Below are 26,078 nucleotides of genomic sequence, written 5' to 3'. Positions count from 1 at the left end.
ACTGGACTTATGAAAATATTTGAATTAAAAAAGCTGGGTTTATCAGCCCCAGATAAGGTTATTTTAGAAGATATCAGCTTGTCAATTGAAAAAGGGAGTCATCTGACCATCACAGGCCCTTCAGGTTCTGGCAAGAGTAGTCTACTCAAAGTGCTCTCTAGTCTAGTTTCTCACACCTCTGGAACCTTGCTCTATCAAGGACAGGATGTACAACACTTAGACCCAGTAGCCTATCGTAGGCAGGTTTCCTATTGTTTTCAGCAACCAGTCCTCTTTGGTCAAACGGTACGGGATAATCTGACTTTTCCTTTTGAAATTCGTGGTCTTCCTTTTGACATGGAGAAGGTGTCGAGCGCTCTCAATCGTTTAAATTTGAGTTCTGAATTTCTGGATAAGCCGATAAAGGAGCTCTCTGGTGGAGAGAAACAGCGAGTAGCCCTTGTGCGCAATCTCCTCTTTGAACCTGAGGTTTTACTGTTGGACGAAGTGACTTCTGGCTTGGATGAGAAAACCAAGTCTCTCTTGCGTTCGTTCTTACAGGATTTACACCAGAAGGGGATGACGCTCATTGAGGTAACACATGACCAAATGGAGCTGGAACAAGCCAAACAGCTAGTGAACATTGTAGAAGGGAGGCTAGTCTATGGCTAAAGTTGATATTTCTTATTTATCCCTATTTCTGGCTTTGAGTTTAGTTCTAGTTGCTCTCACTATTAGTAGCAAGGAGAAACTTGGTTTGACCAAGGATATTGTTGTCAGTGTGGTACGGACGATTGTCCAGTTGACAGTGGTTGGTTACCTTCTCTACTATATCTTTGATGTCGATCACATTTTCCTGACGTTGACTATGGTTCTGATGATTATCTTCAATGCCAGTCGTCAGGCAAACAAGCGCAATCCTAATCACAACAAACGGTTTATCCAATCTTTCTTGGCTATCTTTTTAGCAACAGGATTGACGCTGACGGTTTTGGTGTTGTCAGGAGCGATTCAGTTTCTGCCCTCTCAGCTTATTCCGATAACAGGAATGATTGCTAGCAATAGTATGGTGGCTATCGGACTATGCTATAGAGAGATGAATAGTCTCTTTCGAGATCAACGCCAGCAAGTTATGGAAAAATTGGCTCTAGGGGCTCCCGTCAAGCTCGCCAGCGCGAGTATTGTCCGACAGTCTATTCGCACGGCCATGCAACCAACTATTGATTCTGCTAAGACAGTTGGCCTAGTGAGTCTTCCTGGCATGATGTCGGGCCTTATCTTTGCGGGGGTCAATCCTATTTTTGCTATTAAGTACCAGATTATGGTTATGTTTATGCTACTATCCGCAACCAGCTTGGGAGCTGTTGTTGCAGCTTATTTTGCCTATCGGAATTATTTCAATGATCGGGCGCAACTGGATTTTGAGGAGGAAAAGCTGTAGTTTTTAGAAAACCTCTTTTATGATATACTAGATAAAAAGGGGGTAGGAGCTATGATTTGGTCAATGATTATCGGAGTTTTGATTGGTGCGGTGGCTGGTGCCATCACCAATCGTGGAGAAAATATGGGCTGCTTCTTTAAGATGTTTGCCGGTCTAATCGGTTCATCTGTTGGTCAGGCCTTGCTAGGCAGCTGGGGACCGTCTCTAGCTGGTATGGCCTTGATTCCATCTATTGTGGGAGCTATCATCGTGATTGCAGTAGTTGAGTTTTTCTTTGGAAAAAACCGCTAAGTAGCAAAATACATTAGTGAAGATATCTTGTTTTTTCGATGTAAGGGGAAACAAGGTATCTTTTTGCAATGAATTTGGAAAATAACCTTTCTTTTTTCATAAAATATGATATAATACCTTGGATTATGCAATATAGGAGATAAAAATGAAAGCTTCAAATAGTGCCCTCATTGATAATTTGGCTAAGTCAATTGAGAAAAAAGACAATCTTTCTAGGAACAGTTATACTAAGTACGCTGTTCGTGCGATGCTAGCGACCATGTTCTTGACCCTAGGAACGGGCATAGCTTTTTATATCTCTATGTATGTAGATGCTATTGTCCCCCATGCAGGTAAACTATTTTATGCCTTTATGTTTAGCTGGTCTCTCGTTATGATTGTTTACATGAATGCAGAATTGGGTACCTCCAATATGATGTATATGACGAGTGCAGTTTACAATAAAAAACTTCGTTTTTGGACAGCGGCAAAAATTTTAGCTATTTGCGTCTTTTTCAACTTTGTTGGAGCGGTCATTTTTGCCTGGTTTATGTCACAGACGAATGCCTTTAATCATTTAACACCAGACAGTTACCTCTTTGAGGCTGTTTCAGCCAAATTGGCTAAAACGCCCTGGACACAATTTACAGAAGGCATCTTTGCGAATATCGTCGTCAATACTGCTGTCTTTTGTACCCTTCGGATGAAAGACGATGCTGGTAAAGTATTTTCAATGATTTTCATTATTTTCATCTTTGCCTTCCTTGGATTTGAACACGTTATTGCGAACTTTGTTTCCTTCTCCTTGGCCTTCTTTGCCAATGGTGGACCAATTGAAGGTATGACAATCTGGTCTGTTCTCTCCAACTTCCTCTTTTCTGGACTTGGAAATTATGTTGGTGGTGGCTTAGTGATCGGTCTTCTCTATAGCTGGCTCAACAAAAATAGCGATGTTTATGTTGACTAAAAATAAAAAACACTTCCTATAGGAAGTGTTTTCTAGTGAAATGATGCTATGAGAGACTGGCTTGCACATAGTAGCTAGTAGTAGTCACTCAGTAGGTACTTGTGGGAGGAAAAGATGGCAAGACCAAGGACAAAAGAGGATTTATTACAACAATCCAGGGAGAATTTTACGAAACTTTGGGATTTGTTGGAAATGATTGCAGTCAAAGGCATCACGACGGAGCTGGATTTCTCTGATGATCCAAAGCGTAAGGAAGTTCACTGGCTGCGGGATAAGAATGTCAAGGATGTGCTGATTCATCTGTATGAATGGCACCAGCTTATGCTCCACTTTGTGGAGGAGAACCTACTTGGAAAAGAACAATCTTTTCTGCCAGAACCTTATAATTGGCGGACCTATGGTGAGATGAATATTGCTTTTGTGAAACGGCATGAGAAGACAAGCTTGGCTGAGGCGAAGGAGCTCTTACAGGGAAGCCATGCCAGAGTGATGGAGTTGGTTGCGACCTTTAGCGATACAGAACTATTTACTCACAATGTCTATGCCTGGTCTGGAAATAACACTTTGGGTTCTTACTTCGTATCGTCTACATCCAGCCATTATGATTGGGCTAGCAAAAAGCTGAAAGCTCACATTCGAAAACAAAGTACGAAATAAAGCACCGAGCCTATTTTTAAGCTCGGTTTAGTCGTTTTCAATCCAGTAGTGTAGCATGAGCTCATCGTCCACTTTATCGTAGTAGCTGTTTTCCAATACGCCGCCATTGGCCAAAATGGTCTTTTGGGAACCGGTATTCCAATCAGCTGCAGTGACGAGGACACGGTTGATTCCCAGTTTTTTCGCTTCCAGTAAGGCCAGTCTCAGCTGCGCCGTCGCATAGCCTTTTCTGCGTTCTGCAGGATGGATAGAGTAGCCGATGTGGCCAGCGATAGTCAACAGATAGTCTTGGTTGAGGTCGTGGCGAATATTGCAGATGCCCACCATGGCCTGATCCCGCTCGCGGATGCAAAGAAAGGTAGTCGAAGGCGACCGTCCTTCCTCGCAGCTAGAAGCAGAACCAGCCTTTTCCAGGTGCTGCAACCAAGCTGACAAATCATCTGTTTCCTGCAGGCGGCTGCCACCATGCAGGTGCTCCTCCCCAAATGCTTCCTTATAGGCTAGAATCTCTTTTTCCCAATCCATGCTTGGGCTGACTAAGGCCAATTTTTCCATGTCTTTTCTCCTTGACTTTTTTCAAGTTTACCACAGTCAAGTTTTCTAGTCAAAATCGGATTTTAAGCCTTTCATTCTGTCTGAAATATGATAAAATATTAAGGATACGTGGTTTTGTGCAAAGATGAGTTTAAGAGATTCTTGGATTGATTTTTGTAGAAAACACGTAAATTCAGAATTCAGGAGAATATTCATGTCAAAACAAGTTTTTGAAACAGTCTTTGCTGGCAAAAAGCTAGTTGTTGAAACTGGTCAAGTTGCCAAACAAGCCAATGGTGCGGTTGTAGTTCGTTATGGGAACTCTACAGTTTTAACAGCGGCGGTCATGTCGAAGAAGATGGCAACTGGGGACTTCTTCCCATTGCAAGTCAACTACGAAGAAAAAATGTATGCAGCTGGGAAGTTCCCAGGTGGTTTCCACAAGCGTGAGGGTCGTCCATCTACAGACGCAACATTAACAGCTCGCCTGATTGACCGCCCGATTCGACCGATGTTTGCAGAAGGTTTCCGTAATGAAGTGCAGGTTATCAATACTGTCTTGTCCTATGATGAGGATGCTTCAGCACCAATGGCGGCGATGTTTGGTAGTTCATTGGCTTTGGCGATTTCAGACATTCCTTTTGATGGTCCTATCGCTGGTGTGCAAGTAGGCTATGTGGATGGGCAGTTCATTATCAATCCTGACCAAGCGCAAAAAGAAGTTTCTTTGTTGGATTTGACAGTGGCGGGGAACAAAGATGCCATCAACATGGTAGAATCCGGTGCTAAAGAATTGCCAGAAGAAATCATGCTGGAAGCTTTGCTCAAGGGTCATGCAGCTATTCAAGAACTCTTGGATTTCCAAAATCAAATCGTAGCAGCAGTTGGCAAGGAAAAGGCTGAAGTCGAACTATTACAAGTGGATCCAGAGCTTCAGGCTGAAATTGTCGCAGCCTACAATGCTGATTTGCAACAGGCTGTTCAAGTAGAAGAGAAATTAGCCCGTGAAGATGCTACTAATGCAGTCCGTGAGCAGGTCAAGGCAGTTTATGAAGAACGCTATGCAGATCATGAAGATGTTGACCGCATTATGCGCGATGTCGCTGAGATTCTGGAACAAATGGAGCATGCTGAGGTCCGTCGTTTGATTACCGAAGACAAGGTTCGTCCAGATGGTCGTAAGGTTGATGAGATTCGTGCTCTTGATGCGGAAGTTGACTTTTTGCCACAGGTACACGGTTCTGGTCTCTTCACACGCGGACAAACTCAAGCTCTCTCTGTTTTAACCTTGGCTCCGATGGGGGAAACGCAAATCATTGATGGTCTAGATGACGAGTATAAGAAACGCTTCTTGCACCATTACAATTTCCCACAATACTCCGTCGGCTCGACTGGTCGTTATGGTGCACCAGGCCGTCGTGAAATTGGTCATGGTGCTCTGGGTGAACGTGCTCTGGAGCAGGTCTTGCCAAGTTTGGAAGAATTTCCATATGCGATTCGTCTGGTAGCTGAGGTTCTAGAATCAAATGGTTCTTCCTCGCAAGCTTCGATTTGTGCGGGAACTCTGGCCCTCATGGCTGGTGGTGTACCGATTAAGGCCCCTGTTGCAGGTATTGCTATGGGTCTGATTTCTGACGGTACCAACTATACCGTTTTGACAGATATCCAAGGGTTGGAAGATCACTTTGGAGACATGGACTTCAAGGTCGCTGGTACTCGTGCGGGTATTACAGCCCTACAGATGGACATTAAGATTTCCGGTATTACACCAGAAATTTTAGAAGAAGCCTTGGCCCAAGCTAAGAAAGCACGCTTTGAAATTCTGGATTTGATTGAAGCCACTATTCCAGCGCCACGTCCAGAATTGGCACCAACTGCACCAAAAATTGACAGCATCAAGATTGATGTGGATAAAATCAAGGTTGTTATCGGTAAAGGCGGGGAGACCATCGACAAAATTATCGCAGAAACCGGCGTTAAGATTGACATTGATGACGAAGGAAATGTATCCATTTACTCATCCGATCAAGATGCTATCAACCGTGCCAAGGAGATTATTGCCAACCTAGTGCGTGAAGCTAAGGTGGGCGAAGTCTACCATGCTAAGGTAGTTCGCATTGAAAAATTCGGTGTCTTTGTCAACCTCTTTGAGAAGACAGATGCCCTCGTACACATCTCTGAAATGGCTTGGACACGGACCAATCGTGTGGAAGATTTGGTTGGTATCGGTGATGAAGTGGATGTTAAGATCATGAAGATTGATGAGAAGGGGCGTGTTGATGCTTCTATGAAAGTGCTCTTACCACGGCCAGAAGGAGTGGAATTAGAAGAAAAGAAAGAGCGCTCAGAACGCCCACGTCGTCCCCAACACAATAAACATGACAAACACGAGAAAAAAGATTACAAAGGTTTTGGGGAATTTAAATTCCATAAAGTAGAGAAATAATCGAGCAGACAAGTTCAGTCATGAACTTGTTTTCTCACTAAAAAGGAGAAACTATGGGTTGGTGGAAAGAAACCATAAATATCGTAAAAGAGAATGATCCAGCAGCACGAACGACTGCTGAGGTGCTTTTGACCTACCCTGGTGTCAAGGCCTTGGCTGCCCATCGGATTTCTCATTTTTTATGGAAACATGGCCTGAAACTGCTCGCTCGCATGCACAGTCAGTTTTGGCGTTTTTGGACCCAAATTGAAATCCATCCCGGAGCTGAGATTGCAGCTGGTGTCTTTATTGACCATGGTGCAGGACTTGTGATTGGGGAGACAGCTGTTGTTGAAAAGGGAGTGCTTCTCTACCACGGAGTGACACTAGGTGGAACAGGTAAGGATGTGGGCAAACGACACCCGACAGTCCGTGAAGGGGCTCTCGTATCAGCCCATGCCCAGATTATCGGCCCAGTTGAAATCGGTCGCTATGCTAAGGTCGGAGCTGCAGCAGTTGTGGTATCTGATGTGCCGGCTGAGGTGACTGTAGTAGGAATACCAGCCAAGGTCGTCCGTGTCCATGGGAAAAAAGATGACTTAGTGATTCATCAAATTGAGGAAGAGCGCGAAACACGTTATTACACTTCCAAGCTAGAAAAAATGCGCGACTGTAGTCATCATTCATCGCATCTATAAACTTATATATAAACTTATAACGGAGGCTCTATGTTACTAGATGAGTTTGAAAATGTCCCGGCAGTCATTGAGCCCCTAGGGCATGGTATGGTTGAAGAATTTGGAATTTGTGATACGATGATTTTTTCCTTCAATGGCGGAATTGTAGATCGAGTTCGTCAAATACCGGGAGTTAGATTAGGTGGCTACCTTAAAAGTCTCAACGGTCTCCATCCTTGGTATATCTTAGAAAATGATGGGCTTGAAGTTGCAGTTATGCTAGCAACAATCGGAGCCCCTATGGCAGTTGGTCATTTGGAAGAGCTCAAATCTAGTGGTTTTAAAAACTTTGTTGTGCTGGGCTCTTGTGGGGTTTTAGATAAATCCATCGCTGCGGATAAAATAATCTTGCCTAGCTCTGCTTTACGTGATGAGGGAACTAGCTACCACTACACCCCAGCTAGCGATGAAATCAGCTATGAGCCTGCTCTGCTTTTGACCATGGAAAAGGCCTTGGATGCGGCTGGAATCGAGCATGTGCGGGCCAAGACCTGGACCACAGATGCCTTTTATCGGGAAACGGCCGATAAGGTCAAACGCCGCCTGGCGGCTGGAGCCAGGGTTGTGGATATGGAAGCTTCCGCCATTATGGCCTGGGCCCAATTCCGCTCGGCCAAGGTCTATCAGTTTTTCTATACAGCAGATTATGTGGACCACCACAAGAACGAATGGGATGCCCGCCATGGGGAACGGACCGCTGATTGCATGAGCTTTTTTGAGGTCGCCCTGGCTATTGTGAAGGGATTGTGAGATGAAGGATTTTTTCAAGGACAATAAGTTTTTTGCAGTCTATTTGATGGGGAGTTTGATTTCTATTTTTAGCCTTTTTCGAGCTGGTCAGCTGGTCTTGGGCCTGAGCATTCTGCTTTATGGAGCACGATTCTACCTCAGATGGAAGGCAGACCGGAAATAGAAAGGAAGGGGCAGGATGGCAGTCTATTTTTACGGCTGTATCACCATGGATGGCTATTTGGCGGACAGTCAGCATCGGATTGACTGGCTCCATCAGCTTGGTTCTGTGGAGGATACGGGCTATGATGATTTTTACCAGCAGATGGATATGACCATCATGGGCAAGCGGACCTTTGAAGAGATTCAGGGTTTGCCAGATGTGGAGAGCTTCTATCAGGCTACAGAAAATTTTGTTTTTACCCATGAACCAAGCTTGCCTGTCAAGAACTACCAGCCAGTCGCTGGTGATGTGGTGGCTTTTGTGCAGCAACTGGACAAGGCAAAAAATGTCTTCGTCATTGGGGGAAATTCCTTGGTAGGGCCCCTTTTGGATGCGGACCTCTTTGATGTCCTCATCATCCAGATGGCACCAGTTATTTTGGGTAAGGGGATTCCCCTCTTTACCCAGAAGGAGGGTCAGCGTTTTTACCAGCTGGATGAGGTCAAACAGTTTGGCCCCTTTGCAGAGTTGGTTTTCAGTCGAAAAAAAGAAAAGGATGGGAAACAGTGATTAAAATTTACGATACCATGACCCGGAGCTTGCGTGACTTTGTCCCTATTCAAGAAAATAGGGTCAACATGTATGTTTGCGGGCCGACAGTTTACAACTATATCCATATTGGGAATGCACGGAGTGTAGTAGCTTTTGATACTATCCGACGTTATTTTGAGTATCGTGGTTATGTGGTCAATTACATTTCTAACTTTACAGATGTGGATGACAAGATTATCAAGGGTGCGCGTGATGCGGGTATGGATACCAAGGCCTTTTCTGACAAGTTTATCGCAGCTTTTTTGGAAGATGTTCGACAGCTAGGTGTCAAGCCAGCAACCAAGAATCCTCGCGTCATCGACTACATGACTGAGATTATTGATTTTATTCAAGTTTTGATAGACAAGGGCTTTGCCTATGAGTCACAAGGAGATGTTTATTTCCGTGTAGCCAAGTCTGACAACTATGCCAAGTTGGCCAATAAAACGCTGGCTGATTTGGAAGCTGGTGCCTCTGGTCGGGTCGATGGAGAGAGTGATTTAAAGGAACATCCTTTTGATTTTGCACTATGGAAATCAGCCAAACCAGAAGAGGTCTCTTGGGATAGTCCTTGGGGAATGGGTCGCCCAGGTTGGCATATCGAGTGCTCGGTCATGGCTACAGAGATTCTTGGTGATACTATTGACATTCACGGCGGCGGAGCAGACTTGGAGTTTCCTCACCATACCAATGAAATCGCCCAGTCAGAAGCCAAGACTGGTCAGACATTTGCCAACTATTGGATGCACAATGCCATGCTCAACATCAATGACGAAAAAATGTCTAAATCTCTTGGTAACTTTGTGACCGCCCATGAGATGCTGGAGAAGATAGAGGGTCAAGTGTTGCGCTTTTTTCTAGCAACTCAACATTATCGTCGTCCTCTCAACTATACCGAAAAAGCCATTCATGATGCACAGACCAATCTCAAGTACCTAAAAAACACCTATGCTCAGCCCTTTACCAAGCAGGTAGATGAGGCAAAATGGCAGGATTTGTTAGCAGATTTTGAAAAGGCCATGGATGATGACTTTAATACTGCAAATGGCATCACCGTTGTCTTTGATATGGCCAAGTGGATGAACTCAGGCAACTACAACGAGCAGATCAAGGCTGATTTTGCTAAGGTTTTGTCTGTTTTTGGTATTGTTTTTGAAGAAGAAGTATTGGATACGGACATTGAAAAACTAATTGAAGAACGCCAAGTAGCGCGCGCCAACCGTGATTTTGCGACTGCAGACCGCATCCGAGATGAATTAGCGGCCCAAGGTATCAAATTGTTGGATACCAAGGATGGTGTGAGGTGGACTCGTGACTAACACAGTGGATGTCAATCTAATCAATGGGATTGCCCTCGCTTTTGAAGGAGATGCAGTCTATTCCATGTATATCCGTCGTCACTTGATTTTTAAAGGCCAAACTAAACCAAACCAGCTCCACCGCCTGGCTACACATTACGTATCGGCCAAGGCACAGGCTATGCTGATAAATGCTATGTTGGAAGAAGGTCTTTTGACAACAAAAGAAGAAGAAATCTACAAGCGCGGTCGCAATGCCAACTCCAATACCAAGGCAAAAAATACGGACATCGTAACCTATAAGATGTCCACAGGCTTTGAGGCAGTTATGGGCTATCTGCATATGACTGAACAACGCGAACGTTTGAAAGAGTTGATTGATTGGTGTATCAAGAAAGTAGAAGAGTAGTGAAAATAGTTTTCTATGAAAGCTATTTTTTACTTGACTGTAACCTATGGTTATCCTTTATACTCTTATTTGAGTGGAGGAAAACATATGAAAATAAATATTATTCGTTCAGATAAAGTCTATCGAAACTTGTTGAATATGCCAATAATAGAGAGAAGAAGCTATTTTAAAGAACAAATCTTAGCACCATTTAAACCAAAATTTTACCAGCAAGGTATCCCTTATGAAGCAAAACAAGATGGTGGTTTTGATATTATGATGTTGCTCAGTTGGATGCACTTCATTCCTGAAAAGCTTACCCTGCAGCAGCTCCCCTTGATTGACAACTTAGATGATAGATTTTGGGAAAACTGCGAAATAGCTATCCGAGATAGTTTGGCAAGATTTAGTTCTTTCAAATTACCAGTTCAGGACTACACTTTTACAACTTTATTAGCGAATACAGTTGCACCAATGTTACAGATCAATAATGGTTATAGTGGAGATGGTGGAATTCCAGGGTATATATTTTTATCGTTGGTTCCAGACAGCACTATCTTATCCCGTATTCCATCTGCATTAGCTCATGAAGTAAACCATAATGTACGCTATCAATTTATTGAATGGGATGGCGGGTCTCTAATGGAAATGATTGTAGCAGAGGGCCTAGCAGAAAATTTTGCTGTTCAAATGTATGGTAAGGAAAATTTAGGACCTTGGGTTAGTAAAACCAATCTTGATACTCTCAATCAAATCATCAAACCCTTTTTACATAGTAATCTGGAAGTGAGAGGCATGCAAACTATTACTGCATACCTATACGGTGATGAAATAGCGGCAATGATGGGGCAAGATGGTGTTGGAATGCCTTATTGTGCAGGATATGCTTGTGGTTATTACCTGATAAAATATTATTTGGAAAAAACAGGCAAAACAATTGAGGAAGCAAGCCTCTTGCCAGCTTCGGAAATCCTAGCGGAGGTAGAAGAATTTTGGATAGAAACTACACATTAAAGGAAATTATGACCATTACAGGGGTGACTAAGCGAACTCTACATTATTACGACCAAATTGGATTGTTGCCAGCAGAAAAATTGGGGAATGGATATCGTAGATATAAGCAAGAAGATCTAATCCGTTTGCAAAAAATTATCTTTTTAAAGTCTTTAAATTTTTCTATTAAAGACATTCAAGGTTTAATCAATATAACTGACGAGGACCTTCGTCCAATTTTAGAAAAACAAAGGGAATTTCTTTCTTTAAAAATCAAAGAACTCCAAACGAAAGAAAAACAATTACAAAAATTTTTATCAGGTCAATCTCTGGTGGATTTAGAAATCTTCGAAAAGCCTCTTTCCGAACAATATCAGACAGAAGCAGAATTGAAGTACGGGGATACTCTAGCTTTTCAGGTTTATACAGAGCGACAAAATAGGCAAGATATTAGTCAAAATAGTAATAATCAGGAAAGGTTAGAAAGAGTTTTTCGAATCTTTAGCTTACATACCCATTTATCCTACGATACTCCTAAAATAAAACACATAGTTGAAGAGTGGAAGCAAGCTCTTCTGGCTTTCAGTAATTTTAGTGATCAAGTATTGGTTTATATTGCTCGAACTTATGAAGATGATCCTCGATTTAAACAGTATTTTCAAAAATATGGCAATCCGACCTTAACAGCTTTTATAAAAAAAGCAGTTGAAAGACATTTAGGAACTGATACTGAATAATTTGTATATAATCAAATCAGAGTACTATAAAAGAGCCGAAGATATTATCTTGGGCTCTTTAGGCTTCTGCCTTGTAATTATATTCTTTATAAAACTCCACCTTGAGCTGGATAAATTCTTTCATGTCCTGAAGAAGTTGAAAGAGTGTTGCCCTTGTTTCAAACTCCTGACGACTCTGTGGTAGGGGGCGTTCTCGGAAGGTCTGGTGAAAGAGGGCGATGTCATCCAACAATTCGATGGCAGGATTTTCCTGGCTGAGTTGCTGAGCGCATCGCTCAAAAAGACTGGCTAAAATAATGCTTTCTCTGGATTCCAGTTGGCAAGAATTGATATTTTTAGCCATTTTGTGCAAAATTTTGTTTTGAGCCTTCCTCATTTCGAAATAATGAACTTGATAGTTAGTTTGGTGGAAGAGTTGATTGTGTCGGTCTAGATAGACAACGTGTAGCGCATCTTGTAGGACATCATCTAGTTGGTGGATGAGTTTAGCCTCATTACGTCCATCTCCATTGAGAAGGAAGGATTCAAAACGCAGGAGAATTTGTTTGAGTAGATCATTCACTTCTTCATGATAGGCTTGGATTTTGGCTTCTTGTGATGGCATGTAGAGGTTAAACAGCAAGGCCAACCCAGCACCAATCAGGAAAATGCTCAGTTCATTCGCTAAAAAAGTTGGGCTGGTATTTTTTTCTAAAAGGAGATGGGTGACAAGAACTGTCGATGGAGCAATCCCTGCCTCCCACTTAAAATGATAGGCTGTCGGAACATAGAGTAAAAGGTAGATGGCCAAGGTCCACATTTCAAAGCCAAAAAGAGAGAAGATGAGCCAGGCGATAGCGAGGGCCAAGAAAGTTGAGAGGAGCCTAGTACGGGCCATCTTAAAGCTAGACTTACGCGTATCTAAGATACTGAGAATAGCGATGATACCTGCAGAGGTCGCATAGGTTAGGTCTAACCAAGAGGCTAGATAGATAGCCAAAACGGTAGCCAAAATCAGCTTAATCGTTCGTTGGAAAATAGGCATAAAAGCTCCTTTCTCTTGTCCGTTCTATTGTAACAAAAAAGTAGTGATGGAAACAGTTTTTTCTCTTCCAAAGCAGCTAGGCCTACTCTCACACTGGTTGACTCGTCAGATATCTAGTGGTACAAGACAAAGTACAGCAACCGTCTTTTTTTGTGTCTAGTATGTATACGAATGATAAGCTATAGACAGATAATCTTTATTTTTACTTTCTTGGACAAGCAATTTGCCCAAGTATATTCATTTCATGCTATAATAGCCTTATGAAAGAGAAACAGTTTAAAGATAAAGAACAAATGGATATCGTTTATGGAGTCCATGCTGTGGCGGAAGCCCTCCAAGCGAATACGGGTAATAAACTCTACATTCAAGAAGATCTCCGTGGGAAGAATGTCGAGAAAATGAAAGAACTTGCAGCAGAAAAGAAGGTATCCATTTCGTGGACGCCTAAAAAAAGCCTGTCTGATATGACTGGTGGTGCGGTGCATCAAGGTTTTGTTCTTCGTGTATCTGAGTTTGCTTATACGGAACTCATAGACCTTTTGGAAAAGGCGCAGGCAGAAGACAATCCCCTCATACTAATCCTAGACGGATTGACAGACCCACACAACTTTGGATCCATCTTGCGGACAGCAGATGCGACCAAGGTAGCAGGTATCATCATTCCTAAACACCGATCTGTTGGGGTAACGCCAGTGGTAGCAAAAACATCCACAGGTGCCGTAGAGCATGTCCCCGTTGCCCGAGTGACCAACCTCAGTCAGACCCTAGATAAGCTCAAGGAAGCTGATTTTTGGATTTTTGGGACGGATATGAACGGCACACCAAGCCACAAGTGGAATACAGCAGGTAAAGTTGCTTTAATCATAGGCAATGAAGGCAAGGGAATTTCTGCTAATCTCAAAAAGCAGGTGGATGAGATGATTACGATTCCCATGGCTGGACATGTCCAATCCCTGAATGCTAGTGTTGCTGCCGCCATTCTTATGTACGAAGTATTTCGTCATAAGATTTAGGAAAAGGAATCATCATGAAAGAGAAGATGTTGCTGGTTGATGGGTACAATATGATTGCTTTTTGGCAGTCTACTAAGCAAGCCTTCCGTCAAGGAAAGTTGGATGTTGCTCGCTCCATTTTACTGGATAAGCTATCTAACTACGCCTCCTTTGAGCAAATTCAGGTTATCTGTGTCTTTGATGCTCAGCATGTACCTGGTCTTCGCCAGCGTTATGATGCTTACAATGTTACGGTGATTTTTACCGAAGAAGATGAGACGGCGGATAGCTATATTGAGAAACTAAGTGCAAAGCTCAACCAACAATCCAAGTTGGTTTATGTAGCGACAAGCGATCTCAACGAGCAGTGGGTGGTTTTTTCTCAAGGAGCTTTGAGAGTGTCGGCTCGTGAGCTAGAAAAAGAGATTCAGGATGTCAAGAAAAATCTGGATGGTTTTTTATCAGAGACTGAACTATATACACCACGCCTGACTCCTTGGTCCCAAGGTCAAACCCAAACCTTGAGAAACCTGATGGATGACCTCTAAATCAAATTTACCAAATATACTTTTTTGTTATACTAAAACAAATAGATCAATTACCTTTTTGAAAGAGAGAAAAAATGACCTTTAAAATCATAACGGACTCTACTGCAGATTTGGATGAAAAGTGGGCGCAGTCCCATGATGTTGAAATTCTAGGACTTCATATTACACTGGATGGTATCGTCTACGAAACAGTTGGTGACAAACGCCTGACCTCTGAGGTTCTTTTAGAGCAGATGAAAAATGGCAGTAAACCTACGACCAGTCAAATCAATGTGGGTCAATTTGAAGAAGCATTCCGCCGCCATGCCGAATCTGGACAAGCGGTGCTCTATCTAGCGTTCTCATCGGTCTTATCTGGCACCTATCAGAGTGCTGTGATGGCACGGGAGATGATTTTGGAAGAATACCCTGAGGCTGTCATTGAGATTGTAGATACCTTGGCTGCTGCTGGTGGTGAGGGCTATCTGTCTATCCTAGCAGCACAGGCTCGTGATGAGGGTAAAAATTTAGAAGAGACAAAAGCTATGATTGAGGATGTTTTGCCTCGCTTACGGACCTATTTTCTGGTTGATGATCTCTATCACCTCATGCGTGGTGGTCGTCTTTCTAAGGGGTCAGCTATCATTGGTAGTTTAGTCAATATCAAACCCCTCCTTTGGTTGGCGGCAGATGGCAAGCTCCTTCCCATTGCTAAAGTTCGTGGCCGCAAAAAAGGTATGAAGGAAATGCTATCCTTAGCAACTCAAGATCTGGCTCATAAAACTGCTATTGTAGCCTATTCTACTGACTTAGATAGCGCGCAAACTCTTAAGGAAAATTTGCTTGAAAATCCAATGATTGATGAGGTTCTCATTGTGCCACTTGGACCGGTTATCTCTACCCACGTAGGACCTGGTACCTTAGCGGTATTTACAATCGGAAAAGAAGCCCGCTAAACACTTGCAAATACGATACCATCCTGGTCAAGGATGGTATTTTTGTATATCATTATTAACTTTTTGTAAAATATAGTTTACAAATTGCTGTTTAATGTAAAAGGCGATTACAACCCCACTATCAACCTCTGTATTGCCATTTGCAGGGCCTTGGATAAAACTTTGGATGAATTGTTTTGGGAGTAGGGAAATTGAGATGAAGGGACTTTGGTTATTCTTCACAAAGATCAAGGTGAACCAGTCCAAAATAGGCTGGTAGTCCCGCATCAGAGAAAAGAAAGCGAATACTCAACCAGCTCTGCCTTTTCCCAAGAAAATAAAAAGAAAAAATAGGCTCAAATCGCTTGACGGTGGGCTTGTTTTTTTGGTATGATAGAAGACGGTATTGTTTACCCCATTTGAAAGGCCCCGGAACCCTTCAAATAACCCGTGGACCGGAACATCCACACCGTAAACATCAACGAATTCGTATAGGAGAAATCATGAACAAAACAACTTTTATGGCTAAACCAGGCCAAGTTGAGCGCAAATGGTACGTAGTAGACGCTACTGATGTACCTCTTGGACGTCTATCAGCAGTAGTTGCAAGCGTATTGCGCGGAAAAAACAAACCAACTTTCACACCACACACTGATACAGGTGATTTCGTAATTGTTATCAATGCTGAAAAAGTGAAATTGACTGGTAAAAAAGCAACGGATAAAATCTACTACACTCACTCAATGTACCCAGGTGGTTTGAAACAAATCTCTGCTGGTGAGCTTCGTTCTAAAAACGCTGTGCGTTTGATCGAAAAATCAGTGAAAGGTATGCTTCCACACAACACTCTTGGACGTGCACAAGGCATGAAATTGAAAGTCTTCGTTGGTTCTGAGCACACACACGCTGCACAACAACCAGAAGTACTGGATATTTCAGGACTTATCTAAGAGAAAGGAGCATTAAATAATGGCACAAGCACAATATGCAGGTACTGGTCGTCGTAAAAACGCTGTTGCACGCGTTCGTTTGGTTCCAGGTACTGGTAAAATTACTGTAAACAAAAAAGATGTAGAAGAGTACATCCCACATGCTGACCTTCGTTTGGTCATCAACCAACCTTTCGCAGTTACTTCAACTCAAGGTTCATACGATGTTTTCGTTAACGTTGTAGGTGGTGGTTATGCTGGTCAATCAGGCGCTATCCGTCATGGTATCGCACGCGCTCTTCTTCAAGTTGACCCAGACTTCCGCGACTCACTCAAGCGCGCTGGTCTCCTTACACGTGACGCCCGTATGGTAGAACGTAAGAAACCAGGTCTTAAGAAAGCACGTAAGGCATCACAATTCTCAAAACGTTAATATTCAGTTATATCAACGTTTCAGAGCACTTTGCGAAGTTTTCGCAAGGTGCTTTTTTTGATGAAAAAAGTGCTTTGGTAATCCTTTTGGTAATCTTTCGAGACTTGGTTTTTGGTCAATATGAGGCTGAGCAATAAATCTAGTTCATTTAGCCTTATTAAGATACTCTGCAAATTTTGTAATTGACTGTTTTTCACCAGCTTTTGTAGCATGGCTATAAGTGTCTAAAGTCATCTGGCTGCTTGCATGTCCTAAGCGTTTAGCAGTATTGACTGGGTCAATTCCCATTTCAATCATCAAGGTTGCGTGAGTGTGTCTAAACCCATGTGGGCTAATCTTTTTAAGATTATGCTTACGTATAATACGTTTTAGAATATTGTTGATATAGTCAGCGTGTAAGGGTTCTATCTCACCATCTCGGTTGCAGTATGTAAACATAAATTCTTTGTCGAGAGAAAGAGGTTGTACTGATAATTGCCACTTTTCTCTGCTAGTTTCCTGTTTCCATTTGTTGAGGATAGAACAGGTTTCATCATCAAGATATATAGAGCGTACAGAGAATGTATTTTTAGTTCCTTTTTCAATGGCATGACCATCTATTCTTCCTAAACTTTTGCTGACTGTTAATAGTTGATTCTCAGAATCAAAATCTTCCCATTTGAGGGCGTAGAGTTCTCCTTTTCGTAACCCACTGTATGCTAGTAATCGAAATAGTGCATAATGTTTATAAGGTTCATTTTCTAAAATGATTGTCAAAAAATGATGCAACTCGTTAACTGTCCAATAGTTCTCACTGACAGTTTTTTTGAGTTTAGGCATAATAACCTTGCTCATAGGATTTCGTTCAATATAATTCATATTAATGGCAAATTCAAATATTTTAGAAGTATAAGATTTGATTTGCTTCATGTTTTTGAATGTCTTGGCTTTGTCAGTGATGAAGGATTGACAGTCTAAAGGACTGATTTTTGAAATTTTCTTTTCTCCAAAAACAGGAAGAATATGTAGGCGATAGAGGTCGGCAGTTTTGACTGCAGTAGTTGCTTCAACAGTATATTTGTAAGCTTCATACCACCTTTGATAAAGCTCTTGGTAAGTGTAGGTTGTTTGAGCAGTAATATGGACAAAAGTTCCACTATTCAACTGATGATTAACAGCAGTTTCATGAGCTTTGGCAGCTTTGCGCGTCTTGAATCCTCGTTTAGTATAATATTTTTTCTTACCGTAGTCGTTTAGACCAAGGTAAACTTTAACAAAATAGGTGACTCCTTTTGTAGATTGGTACTTGTGTACAGACATAACAGTTCTCCGTTTCTAAGTTTTCGGAGCTTATGTAATTGAGAAACTGTTCGTTTATTTTTTGTGTCGGTCTTCTTGTCTAATTCGGTATTCTTCAGTCTGAATCCAGGTTTGCCAAATTTCTGACTCTCGTTTTAAACTATTCATGTGTTTAGTGAAAGTTTTCATGAATTCTTCCTCATGATTGATCAAGTAGCGCGCTAAAATGCGCCTAAAATCGTCTGAGAAGCCTTCATTTAAGGGCATAGACAGATGAATCTCTCCTAGTTCGATTCCTTTCTTAAGCTTCTCCATATCGCTTTTAAAAGGTGTTACAGAAGTAATTTCAGATGTCTTGAAACTATCAGTGACGATTTTTAAATTTGACGGAGCGTACTTTTCTTCGTCAATTCCAAGGATGTATGCCACTGAGACACCAAAATAATCCGCTAACTTTTGAGCATTCTCTTTTTTAGGTTTTCGTATTCCTTGGTTATAGCTAGATAGTGTTGGGTAGGATATATCTAGCGCTTCACTGATACTTTTTATTTTTTTGCCACTTTCTTCTATAAGTTTAGCTATATTATTAGTCATAGATTCCTCCTAATTGATATTCTACCACATTTAATACAAAAAGTATAATACCACTTGACAAGAATACAAAAAGTATTTATAATTTAAAATGTATAATAAAATATACAAATTTCGGAGTTTATTTAATTGAGAAATGGAAACGAGGTAATAATATGTCTGAAGAAGCGACTTTAGTTGTTCAACTTCCCAAAGTTTTGGAAAAACAGTTAAGGGCACATTATGATGAAATGGTCTCTACAGCTATTGAAAGAGCGCTAGAAGATAAAGAACTATACAAACCTATGGTTCGGATGGCCGCTCTTTCTAGGTGGCTTGATGTATCAACGACAACCCTTCAAAAATGGACACGAGAAGGAATGCCTACAATGGTCATTGATGGGGTGACTCTGTACGATAAACGAGCTGTCACTAGATGGCTAAAGCAATATGAAAGATAGGAGGTACACGTATGAGTGAAGTACAATGGATTAAGATTACTACAGATATCTTTGATGATGAAAAAATACAGTTGATTGAGTCAATGCCCGAAGGAGATACTTTAATTGTCATCTGGTTTAAACTACTCGTTTTAGCAGGTAAACAGAATTACAGTGGAGTCTTAGCTCTAGGAGATGAGGTCTTTTATACAGAAGAGATGTTAACTACAGTCTTTAGGAGAAAGTCAACGACTGTGAAGCTGGCTCTGAAAACATTTGAACAATTTGGAATGATTGCTTTTGTGGATGGAGCAGTCACAATTCCTAAATGGGAGAAACATCAGAATATTGATGGTCTAGAAAAAATTCGTAAACAAACAAGAGAAAGAGTGGCTCGTCATCGTCAAAAGCAAAAAGCTCTAGTAAGTGGGCAAGATAGTTTATCAATAGAATGTAACGTTACAGAAACGTTACCTGTAACGGAAAGTAACAGTCAAGTAACGCAACAGATTAAGAACAAGAATCAGAAAGAGAATAAGAATATACTAGATAATAGTTCTAGAGAGATAGAGGATCAGTCAACAACTTATCTCAAACCAGAGTATTATTCCCTTTTGCAAGTGATTGCGGATAGATATAACGATCGTTTTATTTACCCCTATAATTACACCCTAACGCATAAGCAAAAAATGGCGATTGGACAGTTTTTAAGCGAAGGCTATATGACTTCTGATGAAGTCTTGGGAATGATAGATCGTATTCCTAATGATGTAGAGTCACCATTAGCCTATTTAATGAGCTCTATGGAGCACCTAAAAGATGAGCGATTATTGGAAGCTAAGGTAATTGCTCATGAAAATGCTAGAAAGTTTTACCAAAAAGGATAAGGAGAGTAGAATGACAATTTATTATCAATTGGAGAATATGCTAGTCGCTGGTTTTAAATCAGAAGAAGAGTTACAACGGTATCAAGGGTTAAAAGCAGAGTATGAGGAAGAAACCCTGGATTATAGTTTCTCAATTAGAGAAATTGTCAATCAATTAGAAATTATTATCCAGAGTAGAGAAAATGACTTCCCAAATTTAGAAGAAGGGCTGTTGCAAGATTATCAGGAACTTGTAGAATATTTGAGGGAATACGATGTGTCTCAGGCAGAAAAATACACAAGGAGAATTTATCGTGGTTGAGCGTTATCGAACAGTTCTGAAAAAATTCTATATCACAAAATCGCAGAATCAAACGCTAAACTACCTTATCAGTTATACAGGTTTAAGGAATTTTTCTAACTATGCTAGGAAAATGTTATTTAAGAAATTCCCTATTGTTGTGGTATTTGATGAAACTTCATTTGAAGACTTGATATTTTCTTTGAGGCGAATTAAAAATAATATCAATCAGTTAGCAAGGATAGCAGAGCAATCTCAGGATCTTCAAGCATTACGAGCTATGACTTACAGTGTTCAAATGATTGAAAAATATGAAAAATCGTTCCTTAAATACCATAAAACGAAAAAGGCGAGGTTACTATCAAAAGTGGATGAATGAAAAATAGAATTAAAAATATCGTGAAGCAAGTCTTTTTGACTGAGGATGAGAATAAAAGATTGTTAGCATTAATGGCTAATGAAAAAGAGTCAAACTTTTCCGCTTTTGCCAGAAAGAAATTATTTAACGAAGAGATTGAATCATGGACGATTAATTTTCCAGAGTATGAGCAACTGACAGAGCGATTCATTCAGATTGGCAGATCAATTAATAGGATTGCCAAGTTGTCAACTCAGGTTGGAAATATTTCACAACAGAATTTTATAGAACTTGGTCAGTTGATAACTCAATTATTGGATGAATTGGAAAAGGGACTCTCAGTTAACCTGAAAAAGAAGTCTACTAAACATTAAATAAGTAAATGAAACCGCAGGATTTTATCTGCGTTTTTTTTATGTCCTTCTAAAAAATGATTGTCTGACAATGTCAGCCACCGTGTCTGGCACGGGGAATTTAGAATTGATACAAAAACATAATTTTAGGTCTTTGCGAGCTCAGACAGTGTATACACACTATCGCAAAAAATCCCCCACCCAAATTGAACCTACGGCTATTTTGGAGAATGGATTTTAACCACTTGGGGCAAATCCCCAAACCCCTTGAGGAAACGTGTGAGAAATAGGGAAAAATGGTATAATAGACGGGTAACATACTTCTGATAATTTTTTATTAAGTGTAGATGTGGGAGACTCGGTATGGCAACATTCATCAAAGACAAAAAGAGCATGAGCGAAGAAGATATTAAAGCTAATTTTATTACTCCAACCATTTTAGCTAAAGGTTGGAAAAATGGTGAGCATATTGCCTATGAGGAATATTTTACAGATGGGCGAATAGAGGTTCGAGGTGATAAGGCTCGTCGTAAAGAAGGGAAAAAATCAGACTATGCTCTCTACTATCAATTTGGGCAGCGTATTGCAATCGTTGAAGCTAAAGATAATAAGCATAGTTTACGAGCTGGATTACAGCAGGCGATTGAATATGGTGAGATTTTAGATGTTCCTTTTGTTTATTCCTCAAATGGTAATGGTTTTATTGAGCATGACCGTATCACGAGGCAAGAACGTGAGTTAACTTTAGAGGAGTTTCCTACTCGTGAAGAATTATTTGAGCGTTTGATTTCTGAAAAAGAGATAAGTTCTGAGGTTTCAAAGGCGATTTCAGTCCCTTACTATACTGATGCGTTCTCCAATAAAACACCACGTTATTACCAGCAAATCGCTATCAACCGTACCGTTGAGGCGGTTGCAAGAGGAGAAAATCGGGTCATGTTTGTTATGGCAACAGGGACAGGTAAGACCTTTATGGCTTTTCAAATTATCCATCGTTTGCGAAAAGCTGGTTTAGCCAAACGTGTTCTCTTTTTAGCCGACCGAAATATCTTAGTTGACCAAACAATGGCTGAAGATTTTAAGCCTTTTGAAAAGGTTATGACCAAAATCACAGCAAAGTTACTGAATTCTCCAGAAAAGTTAAATTCTTTTGAAATTTACTTAGGTTTGTATCAGCAATTAGCAGGTGAAGACGGCGAAGAAACGCATTACCAAAAGTTTGATAAGGATTTCTTTGACCTGATTGTTATTGATGAGGCTCACCGCGGTTCAGCTAAGGAGGACAGCAACTGGCGTCAAGTGATTGCTTATTTTGCCTCAGCAACCCAGATTGGGATGACAGCGACACCAAAGGAAACCAAAGAAGTTTCTAATATAGATTATTTTGGAGAGCCTGTTTATACTTATAGTTTGAAACAGGGAATTGAGGATGGCTTCTTGGCTCCTTATCGTGTGATGCGAGTTAATTTGGATATTGATGTCGATGGCTATCGTCCAGAGAGTGGAAAAGAGGATGCCACAGGAAGACTTATCGAAGATAGGTACTATGGTCGGAAAGATTTTGATAAGACCATTGTTATTGATGATCGTACCCAAAAGGTGGCTAAGTTTGTTTCTGACTATATGAAACAGAACAATGCTCGATTTGACAAAACCATAGTCTTTTGTGTTGATATTGACCATGCTGAGCGGATGAGAGCAGCTTTTGTCAAAGAAAATATAGACTTGGTTCAGGAAGATTATCGCTATGTGATGCAGGTGACCGGCGACAATGCCGAGGGTAAAGCACAGCTAGATAACTTTATGGATGTTAATTCTAAGTTTCCATCTATTGTCACAACATCAAAACTCTTGACAACGGGGGTCAATGCAAAAACTTGTCGTTTGATTGTGCTCGATTCCAATATTCAATCCATGACGGAGTTCAAACAGATTATTGGTCGTGGAACACGTTTGTACCCGCAGAAAGGGAAAGAATTTTTCACCATTATTGATTTTAGAAACGTGACCAATTTATTTGCAGATCCAGATTTTGATGGAGAGCCAGCGTATGTCTTTGACCATAAAGGGCCAACTGGAGGTGGCGGCGAATCAACTGGAGGAGGAGAACCTATTGAAAAATATAGGGTCACTGATAAAAAAGTAGATGTTCTCAATTCAACCATTCAGGTTTTGGATGAAAATGGGAAGTTAGTGACAGAAAGTCTGACCGATTATACTCGGAAAAATATTCTAGGAGCTTACTCTACCTTGACCGAGTTTATTACTGCCTGGCAAGCAGCGGATAAGAAAAGAGTCATCTTAGAAGAACTCTATAAAAAAGGCGTTTATCTTGATGCTATTCGAGAAGCAGAAGGGATTTCTGAACAGGAGATTGATGACTTTGACTTGCTGTTAAAACTGGCTTATGGTCAAAAAGAGTTGACTAAGAGCCAGAGAATTAGCAGGGTTAAGAGTAGTGGTTATCTGCAAAAGTACAGTGAAGAGGCTCGAGCTGTTTTAGAGACGTTATTAGATAAGTACATGGATAAGGGGATTGGTGAACTGGAAAGCATTGAAACGCTAAAATTACCAGAGTTTCAAATTTACGGTGGAACCTTTAAGATTATCAATACCTATTTTGGAAATAAGCAAGCCTATCTAAGGGCCATTAAAGAATTGGAAGAAGAGCTATTTACAGTAGCTTAATGAAAGGAAACTATGTCAATTACATCATTTGTGAAACGTATTCAAGATATTACACGCAATGACGCAGGTGTTAATGGAGACGCCCAACGTATTGAACAAATGTCTTGGTTACTCTTTTTGAAAATTTATGATAGCCGTGAGTTGGTTTGGGAGTTGGAGGAAGATGATTATGAGTCAATTATTCCTGAAGACTTAAAATGGCGAAATTGGGCTCACGCTGAAAAAGGTGAGCAAGTCTTGACAGGTGATGATTTGCTTGATTTTGTGAACAATAGGCTGTTTAAGGAATTAAAAGAGCTTGAAATCACACCCAATATGCCCATTCGGAAAAGTATTGTCAAGTCAGCCTTTGAAGATGCTAATAACTACATGAAAAACGGTGTGCTCTTGCGTCAGGTTATCAATGTTATTGATGAGGTGGACTTTAATAGTCCAGAAGACCGACACTCCTTTAATGATATTTATGAGAAAATCCTCAAGGACATCCAAAGTGCAGGGAACTCTGGGGAATTTTATACCCCTCGTGCAGCGACCGATTTCATTGCTGAAATGCTTGACCCTAAATTAGGTGAAACAATGGCTGATCTTGCCTGTGGAACAGGTGGTTTCTTGACCTCGACTTTAAATCATTTAAGTAGACAGCGTAAGACTAGCGAGGATATTCAAAAATACAATCAGGCTGTCTTTGGGATTGAGAAAAAAGCCTTTCCTCACCTTTTAGCAGTGACGAACCTCTTTCTTCATGAAATTGATGACCCTAAAATCATTCATGGTAATACCTTGGAGAAAAATGTCCGAGAGTACACAGATGACGAGAAGTTTGACCTTATCATGATGAACCCACCTTTTGGTGGTTCCGAACTTGATACGATTAAAAATAATTTTCCAGCAGAGTTGCGGAGTTCGGAGACAGCGGACCTTTTTATGGCAGTTATCATGTATAGGCTGAAAGAAAACGGTCGTGTTGGGGTAATTTTACCAGATGGCTTTCTCTTTGGAGAGGGTGTCAAAACTCGGTTGAAAGAAAAGTTGGTTGAGGAGTTTAATCTTCATACGATTATCCGTTTGCCTCATAGTGTCTTTGCCCCTTACACAGGTATTCACACCAATATCCTTTTCTTTGACAAGACTAAGAAGACGGAGCAGACTTGGTTTTATCGTTTGGACATGCCAGAGGGGTATAAAAACTTTTCTAAGACCAAGCCGATGAAATCAGAGCATTTCAATCCTGTTCGTGAGTGGTGGACTAGCCGTGAGGAGATTTTAGAAGGGAATTTTTATAAAGCCAAATCTTTTACACCATCTGAGTTAGCTGATTTGAACTATAATTTTGATCAATGTGGCTTTCCTAAGGAAGAAGAAGAGATTTTGGAACCGCTGGAACTTATTCAAAACTATCAGCAAGAAAGAGCGGCTTTGAACCAAAAAATAGATGCTGTTTTGGCAGATATTTTAGAGCTTTTGGAGGAGAACTAATGACCCCAGAACAACTAAAAGCTAGTATCTTACAGCGAGCGATGGAGGGGAAATTAGTTCCTCAAGACCCAACTGATGAGCCAGCTAGTGAGCTTCTTAAACGTATCAAAGTGGAAAAAGAAAAACTCATTGCTGATGGTAAAATCAAGCGAGATAAAAAAGAAACAGAGCTTTTTCGAGGTGCTGACGGGAAACCTTATGAGAAGTTAGCTGATGGGACGGTTAAAAAAGTTGAAGTACCTTATGAAATTCCAGATAGTTGGGAGTGGGTGAGACTTAGAAGTATTTCACAAAGAATTAATTATGGTTATACTGCTTCGGCAGAAAGTAAAGGTAATGCTAAATTTCTCAGAATTACCGATATTCAAAACGGAAAGGTAAACTGGAATAGAGTACCATATTGTAGTATCTCTCGTGAAAAATTAGATAATTATATTTTATATCCTGGAGATATCGTAATTGCACGAACAGGTGGAACAATAGGAAAGAGTTTTTTGATTGAGCAGGTAGAACACACTTCTGTGTATGCTTCATATTTAATTAGGCTGCAGCTATTCCCAAAAATAGAAAAATATATAAAAATATTTTTAGAAAGTAACTTCTACTGGCAACAACTAAGTGATGTCTCGATGGGGACAGGTCAGTCTAATGTAAACGGAACGAATCTATCAAATCTAATAATCCCCCTCCCACCTCTAGCCGAACAAAAACGAATTGTTGCCCAAATCGAGAGAGCCTTGGAAAAGGTTGAAGCATACGCTGAAAGCTACAACAAACTCCAAGAGTTGGATAGAGCATTTCCAGATAAACTAAAAAAATCTATCCTCCAGTATGCTATGCAAGGAAAATTAGTTGTACAAGATCCGAACGACGAACCCGTCGAAGTCTTACTTGAAAAGATTCGTGCTGAAAAGCAAAAACTCTATGAGGAAGGTAAACTCAAGAAGAAAGATTTGGCAGAAATAGTGGTGACAGAAGGAGATGATAGCTCTCCTTATA

Annotated in this window: 31 protein-coding genes and 1 pseudogene; 28 read left to right on the top strand and 4 right to left on the bottom strand. The window is 40.8% G+C overall.

All coding sequences use genetic code 11. The annotated features are described in order from the left end of the window. The first annotated feature begins 9 nt into the window (after positions 1–9). The 5 genes from F602_RS0103755 (at position 10) to F602_RS0103735 (ending at position 3,314) form a co-directional block, all read left to right on the top strand. Positions 10–651, top strand: coding sequence for an ABC transporter ATP-binding protein (locus tag F602_RS0103755; protein ID WP_018166626.1), 642 nt, complete (start codon positions 10–12; stop codon positions 649–651). Further along, positions 644–1,420, top strand: coding sequence for an ABC transporter permease (locus F602_RS0103750; RefSeq protein WP_018166625.1), 777 nt, complete (start codon positions 644–646; stop codon positions 1,418–1,420). Before F602_RS0103755 ends, F602_RS0103750 begins: the two co-directional genes overlap by 8 nt. 51 nt (positions 1,421–1,471) lie before the next feature. Beyond that, a complete protein-coding gene (locus F602_RS0103745) occupies positions 1,472–1,711 on the top strand; it encodes a GlsB/YeaQ/YmgE family stress response membrane protein (protein ID WP_018166624.1) in 240 nt (79 codons plus the stop codon). A gap of 145 nt (positions 1,712–1,856) precedes the next feature. Beyond that, positions 1,857–2,657: a formate/nitrite transporter family protein gene (locus F602_RS0103740; protein WP_018166623.1), complete on the top strand. Its 801-nt coding sequence runs from the start codon at positions 1,857–1,859 to the stop codon at positions 2,655–2,657. 114 nt (positions 2,658–2,771) lie between these two features. After that, positions 2,772–3,314: a ClbS/DfsB family four-helix bundle protein gene (locus tag F602_RS0103735; protein ID WP_018166622.1), complete on the top strand. Its 543-nt coding sequence runs from the start codon at positions 2,772–2,774 to the stop codon at positions 3,312–3,314. 27 nt (positions 3,315–3,341) lie between these two features. Here F602_RS0103735 and F602_RS0103730 read toward each other — a convergent pair whose 3' ends face one another. Continuing rightward, positions 3,342–3,869 (bottom strand): GNAT family N-acetyltransferase, encoded by a 528-nt coding sequence (locus tag F602_RS0103730; RefSeq protein ID WP_018166621.1) that lies wholly within the window; start codon positions 3,867–3,869, stop codon positions 3,342–3,344. A gap of 193 nt (positions 3,870–4,062) precedes the next feature. On the opposite strand from F602_RS0103730, the gene pnp reads away from it, so the two are divergent. The 9 genes from pnp to F602_RS0103685 all read left to right on the top strand — a co-directional run bounded on the left by pnp (position 4,063) and on the right by F602_RS0103685 (position 11,909). Next, on the top strand, positions 4,063–6,294 hold the full coding sequence (pnp, locus tag F602_RS0103725) for a polyribonucleotide nucleotidyltransferase (RefSeq protein WP_018166620.1): 2,232 nt from the start codon (positions 4,063–4,065) through the stop codon (positions 6,292–6,294). A 53-nt stretch (positions 6,295–6,347) separates the two neighbouring features. Beyond that, positions 6,348–6,971, top strand: a complete 624-nt coding sequence (gene cysE / locus F602_RS0103720; protein WP_018166619.1) for a serine O-acetyltransferase — start codon at positions 6,348–6,350, stop codon at positions 6,969–6,971. A 30-nt stretch (positions 6,972–7,001) separates the two neighbouring features. Next, the gene (locus tag F602_RS0103715) at positions 7,002–7,760 is read left to right on the top strand and encodes a nucleoside phosphorylase (RefSeq protein WP_018166618.1); all 759 of its coding nucleotides are present in this window, start codon (positions 7,002–7,004) and stop codon (positions 7,758–7,760) included. Position 7,761: 1 nt separating this feature from the next. Continuing rightward, complete coding sequence (locus tag F602_RS10975) at positions 7,762–7,923, top strand: hypothetical protein (RefSeq protein ID WP_018166617.1); 162 nt, start codon at positions 7,762–7,764, stop codon at positions 7,921–7,923. A 15-nt stretch (positions 7,924–7,938) separates the two neighbouring features. Next, entirely contained in the window at positions 7,939–8,472 is a 534-nt protein-coding gene (locus F602_RS0103705) for a dihydrofolate reductase family protein (RefSeq protein WP_018166616.1), read from the top strand. Further along, positions 8,469–9,812, top strand: coding sequence for a cysteine--tRNA ligase (gene cysS, locus F602_RS0103700; protein WP_018166615.1), 1,344 nt, complete (start codon positions 8,469–8,471; stop codon positions 9,810–9,812). The genes F602_RS0103705 and cysS overlap by 4 nt, the downstream gene beginning before the upstream one ends. After that, entirely contained in the window at positions 9,805–10,200 is a 396-nt protein-coding gene (locus F602_RS0103695; RefSeq protein WP_018166614.1) for a Mini-ribonuclease 3, read from the top strand. The genes cysS and F602_RS0103695 overlap by 8 nt, the downstream gene beginning before the upstream one ends. Positions 10,201–10,287: 87 nt before the next feature. Next, a complete protein-coding gene (locus F602_RS0103690) occupies positions 10,288–11,193 on the top strand; it encodes a DUF2268 domain-containing putative Zn-dependent protease (protein ID WP_026183287.1) in 906 nt (301 codons plus the stop codon). Between the two features lie 8 nt (positions 11,194–11,201). After that, positions 11,202–11,909: a TipAS antibiotic-recognition domain-containing protein gene (locus F602_RS0103685; RefSeq protein ID WP_018166612.1), complete on the top strand. Its 708-nt coding sequence runs from the start codon at positions 11,202–11,204 to the stop codon at positions 11,907–11,909. Between the two features lie 58 nt (positions 11,910–11,967). Here F602_RS0103685 and F602_RS0103680 read toward each other — a convergent pair whose 3' ends face one another. Beyond that, positions 11,968–12,933: an aromatic acid exporter family protein gene (locus F602_RS0103680; protein WP_018166611.1), complete on the bottom strand. Its 966-nt coding sequence runs from the start codon at positions 12,931–12,933 to the stop codon at positions 11,968–11,970. Positions 12,934–13,193: 260 nt separating this feature from the next. On the opposite strand from F602_RS0103680, the gene rlmB reads away from it, so the two are divergent. From rlmB to rpsI, 6 genes and pseudogenes are all read left to right on the top strand, one after another. Beyond that, entirely contained in the window at positions 13,194–13,946 is a 753-nt protein-coding gene (gene rlmB, locus F602_RS0103675; protein WP_051070657.1) for a 23S rRNA (guanosine(2251)-2'-O)-methyltransferase RlmB, read from the top strand. Between the two features lie 14 nt (positions 13,947–13,960). Beyond that, on the top strand, positions 13,961–14,473 hold the full coding sequence (locus F602_RS0103670) for an NYN domain-containing protein (RefSeq protein WP_018166609.1): 513 nt from the start codon (positions 13,961–13,963) through the stop codon (positions 14,471–14,473). A gap of 74 nt (positions 14,474–14,547) precedes the next feature. Next, positions 14,548–15,408 (top strand): DegV family protein, encoded by an 861-nt coding sequence (locus tag F602_RS0103665; RefSeq protein WP_018166608.1) that lies wholly within the window; start codon positions 14,548–14,550, stop codon positions 15,406–15,408. A 99-nt stretch (positions 15,409–15,507) separates the two neighbouring features. Next, positions 15,508–15,594 (top strand): annotated as a pseudogene (locus F602_RS10710) (helix-turn-helix transcriptional regulator); the annotation flags it as partial. Between the two features lie 296 nt (positions 15,595–15,890). Further along, on the top strand, positions 15,891–16,337 hold the full coding sequence (gene rplM, locus F602_RS0103655) for a 50S ribosomal protein L13 (RefSeq protein ID WP_018166606.1): 447 nt from the start codon (positions 15,891–15,893) through the stop codon (positions 16,335–16,337). Positions 16,338–16,356: 19 nt separating this feature from the next. After that, a complete protein-coding gene (gene rpsI, locus F602_RS0103650; RefSeq protein WP_018164140.1) occupies positions 16,357–16,749 on the top strand; it encodes a 30S ribosomal protein S9 in 393 nt (130 codons plus the stop codon). A 144-nt stretch (positions 16,750–16,893) separates the two neighbouring features. Here rpsI and F602_RS0103645 read toward each other — a convergent pair whose 3' ends face one another. Together F602_RS0103645 and F602_RS0103640 are read right to left on the bottom strand one after the other, a co-directional pair. Further along, entirely contained in the window at positions 16,894–18,048 is a 1,155-nt protein-coding gene (locus tag F602_RS0103645; protein ID WP_018166605.1) for a site-specific integrase, read from the bottom strand. 54 nt (positions 18,049–18,102) lie between these two features. Continuing rightward, positions 18,103–18,621: a helix-turn-helix domain-containing protein gene (locus F602_RS0103640; protein WP_003046517.1), complete on the bottom strand. Its 519-nt coding sequence runs from the start codon at positions 18,619–18,621 to the stop codon at positions 18,103–18,105. A gap of 152 nt (positions 18,622–18,773) precedes the next feature. Here F602_RS0103640 and F602_RS0103635 point away from each other — a divergent pair, with 152 nt between their 5' ends. The 8 genes from F602_RS0103635 to F602_RS0103600 form a co-directional block, all read left to right on the top strand. Continuing rightward, complete coding sequence (locus F602_RS0103635; RefSeq protein WP_001287945.1) at positions 18,774–19,058, top strand: hypothetical protein; 285 nt, start codon at positions 18,774–18,776, stop codon at positions 19,056–19,058. A gap of 11 nt (positions 19,059–19,069) precedes the next feature. After that, positions 19,070–19,924, top strand: coding sequence for a phage replisome organizer N-terminal domain-containing protein (locus F602_RS0103630; RefSeq protein WP_018166604.1), 855 nt, complete (start codon positions 19,070–19,072; stop codon positions 19,922–19,924). Positions 19,925–19,934: 10 nt separating this feature from the next. Beyond that, complete coding sequence (locus tag F602_RS0103625; RefSeq protein WP_000158582.1) at positions 19,935–20,225, top strand: DUF5962 family protein; 291 nt, start codon at positions 19,935–19,937, stop codon at positions 20,223–20,225. After that, entirely contained in the window at positions 20,218–20,583 is a 366-nt protein-coding gene (locus F602_RS0103620) for a plasmid mobilization protein (protein WP_018166603.1), read from the top strand. Before F602_RS0103625 ends, F602_RS0103620 begins: the two co-directional genes overlap by 8 nt. After that, positions 20,580–20,936, top strand: a complete 357-nt coding sequence (locus F602_RS0103615) for a hypothetical protein (protein ID WP_018166602.1) — start codon at positions 20,580–20,582, stop codon at positions 20,934–20,936. The genes F602_RS0103620 and F602_RS0103615 overlap by 4 nt, the downstream gene beginning before the upstream one ends. Before the next feature lie 342 nt (positions 20,937–21,278). Beyond that, positions 21,279–23,603 (top strand): EcoAI/FtnUII family type I restriction enzme subunit R, encoded by a 2,325-nt coding sequence (gene hsdR / locus F602_RS0103610; protein ID WP_018166601.1) that lies wholly within the window; start codon positions 21,279–21,281, stop codon positions 23,601–23,603. A 12-nt stretch (positions 23,604–23,615) separates the two neighbouring features. After that, a complete protein-coding gene (locus F602_RS0103605; RefSeq protein WP_018166600.1) occupies positions 23,616–25,079 on the top strand; it encodes a class I SAM-dependent DNA methyltransferase in 1,464 nt (487 codons plus the stop codon). Further along, positions 25,079–26,078, top strand: a 1,000-nt coding sequence (locus F602_RS0103600) for a restriction endonuclease subunit S (RefSeq protein ID WP_018166599.1), incomplete at its 3' end; no start/stop codon positions are given. The genes F602_RS0103605 and F602_RS0103600, both read left to right, overlap by 1 nt.

This window comes from Streptococcus minor DSM 17118, from assembly GCF_000377005.1.
GTDB lineage: Bacteria > Bacillota > Bacilli > Lactobacillales > Streptococcaceae > Streptococcus > Streptococcus minor.
Note: the sequence above shows the minus strand (reverse complement) of the source record. Positions and strands in the feature narration are given on the sequence as shown.

What these genes read in the sequence shown, in the direction of transcription:
- F602_RS0103635 (WP_001287945.1), top strand. Translation starts at nt 18,774, where the DNA reads ATGTCTGAAGAAGCGACTTTAGTTGTTCAACTTCCCAAAGTTTTGGAA.
- F602_RS0103680 (WP_018166611.1), bottom strand. Translation starts at nt 12,933, where the DNA reads ATGCCTATTTTCCAACGAACGATTAAGCTGATTTTGGCTACCGTTTTG.
- F602_RS0103615 (WP_018166602.1), top strand. Translation starts at nt 20,580, where the DNA reads ATGAAAAATAGAATTAAAAATATCGTGAAGCAAGTCTTTTTGACTGAG.
- F602_RS0103745 (WP_018166624.1), top strand. Translation starts at nt 1,472, where the DNA reads ATGATTTGGTCAATGATTATCGGAGTTTTGATTGGTGCGGTGGCTGGT.
- F602_RS0103750 (WP_018166625.1), top strand. Translation starts at nt 644, where the DNA reads ATGGCTAAAGTTGATATTTCTTATTTATCCCTATTTCTGGCTTTGAGT.
- F602_RS0103740 (WP_018166623.1), top strand. Translation starts at nt 1,857, where the DNA reads ATGAAAGCTTCAAATAGTGCCCTCATTGATAATTTGGCTAAGTCAATT.
- pnp (WP_018166620.1), top strand. Translation starts at nt 4,063, where the DNA reads ATGTCAAAACAAGTTTTTGAAACAGTCTTTGCTGGCAAAAAGCTAGTT.
- F602_RS0103730 (WP_018166621.1), bottom strand. Translation starts at nt 3,869, where the DNA reads ATGGAAAAATTGGCCTTAGTCAGCCCAAGCATGGATTGGGAAAAAGAG.
- rlmB (WP_051070657.1), top strand. Translation starts at nt 13,194, where the DNA reads ATGAAAGAGAAACAGTTTAAAGATAAAGAACAAATGGATATCGTTTAT.
- F602_RS0103665 (WP_018166608.1), top strand. Translation starts at nt 14,548, where the DNA reads ATGACCTTTAAAATCATAACGGACTCTACTGCAGATTTGGATGAAAAG.
- F602_RS0103755 (WP_018166626.1), top strand. Translation starts at nt 10, where the DNA reads ATGAAAATATTTGAATTAAAAAAGCTGGGTTTATCAGCCCCAGATAAG.
- F602_RS0103685 (WP_018166612.1), top strand. Translation starts at nt 11,202, where the DNA reads ATGACCATTACAGGGGTGACTAAGCGAACTCTACATTATTACGACCAA.
- F602_RS0103735 (WP_018166622.1), top strand. Translation starts at nt 2,772, where the DNA reads ATGGCAAGACCAAGGACAAAAGAGGATTTATTACAACAATCCAGGGAG.
- rpsI (WP_018164140.1), top strand. Translation starts at nt 16,357, where the DNA reads ATGGCACAAGCACAATATGCAGGTACTGGTCGTCGTAAAAACGCTGTT.
- F602_RS0103670 (WP_018166609.1), top strand. Translation starts at nt 13,961, where the DNA reads ATGAAAGAGAAGATGTTGCTGGTTGATGGGTACAATATGATTGCTTTT.
- F602_RS0103625 (WP_000158582.1), top strand. Translation starts at nt 19,935, where the DNA reads ATGACAATTTATTATCAATTGGAGAATATGCTAGTCGCTGGTTTTAAA.
- F602_RS0103645 (WP_018166605.1), bottom strand. Translation starts at nt 18,048, where the DNA reads ATGTCTGTACACAAGTACCAATCTACAAAAGGAGTCACCTATTTTGTT.
- rplM (WP_018166606.1), top strand. Translation starts at nt 15,891, where the DNA reads ATGAACAAAACAACTTTTATGGCTAAACCAGGCCAAGTTGAGCGCAAA.
- hsdR (WP_018166601.1), top strand. Translation starts at nt 21,279, where the DNA reads ATGGCAACATTCATCAAAGACAAAAAGAGCATGAGCGAAGAAGATATT.
- cysE (WP_018166619.1), top strand. Translation starts at nt 6,348, where the DNA reads ATGGGTTGGTGGAAAGAAACCATAAATATCGTAAAAGAGAATGATCCA.
- F602_RS10975 (WP_018166617.1), top strand. Translation starts at nt 7,762, where the DNA reads ATGAAGGATTTTTTCAAGGACAATAAGTTTTTTGCAGTCTATTTGATG.
- F602_RS0103715 (WP_018166618.1), top strand. Translation starts at nt 7,002, where the DNA reads ATGTTACTAGATGAGTTTGAAAATGTCCCGGCAGTCATTGAGCCCCTA.
- F602_RS0103640 (WP_003046517.1), bottom strand. Translation starts at nt 18,621, where the DNA reads ATGACTAATAATATAGCTAAACTTATAGAAGAAAGTGGCAAAAAAATA.
- F602_RS0103705 (WP_018166616.1), top strand. Translation starts at nt 7,939, where the DNA reads ATGGCAGTCTATTTTTACGGCTGTATCACCATGGATGGCTATTTGGCG.
- F602_RS0103690 (WP_026183287.1), top strand. Translation starts at nt 10,288, where the DNA reads ATGAAAATAAATATTATTCGTTCAGATAAAGTCTATCGAAACTTGTTG.
- F602_RS0103630 (WP_018166604.1), top strand. Translation starts at nt 19,070, where the DNA reads ATGAGTGAAGTACAATGGATTAAGATTACTACAGATATCTTTGATGAT.
- F602_RS0103605 (WP_018166600.1), top strand. Translation starts at nt 23,616, where the DNA reads ATGTCAATTACATCATTTGTGAAACGTATTCAAGATATTACACGCAAT.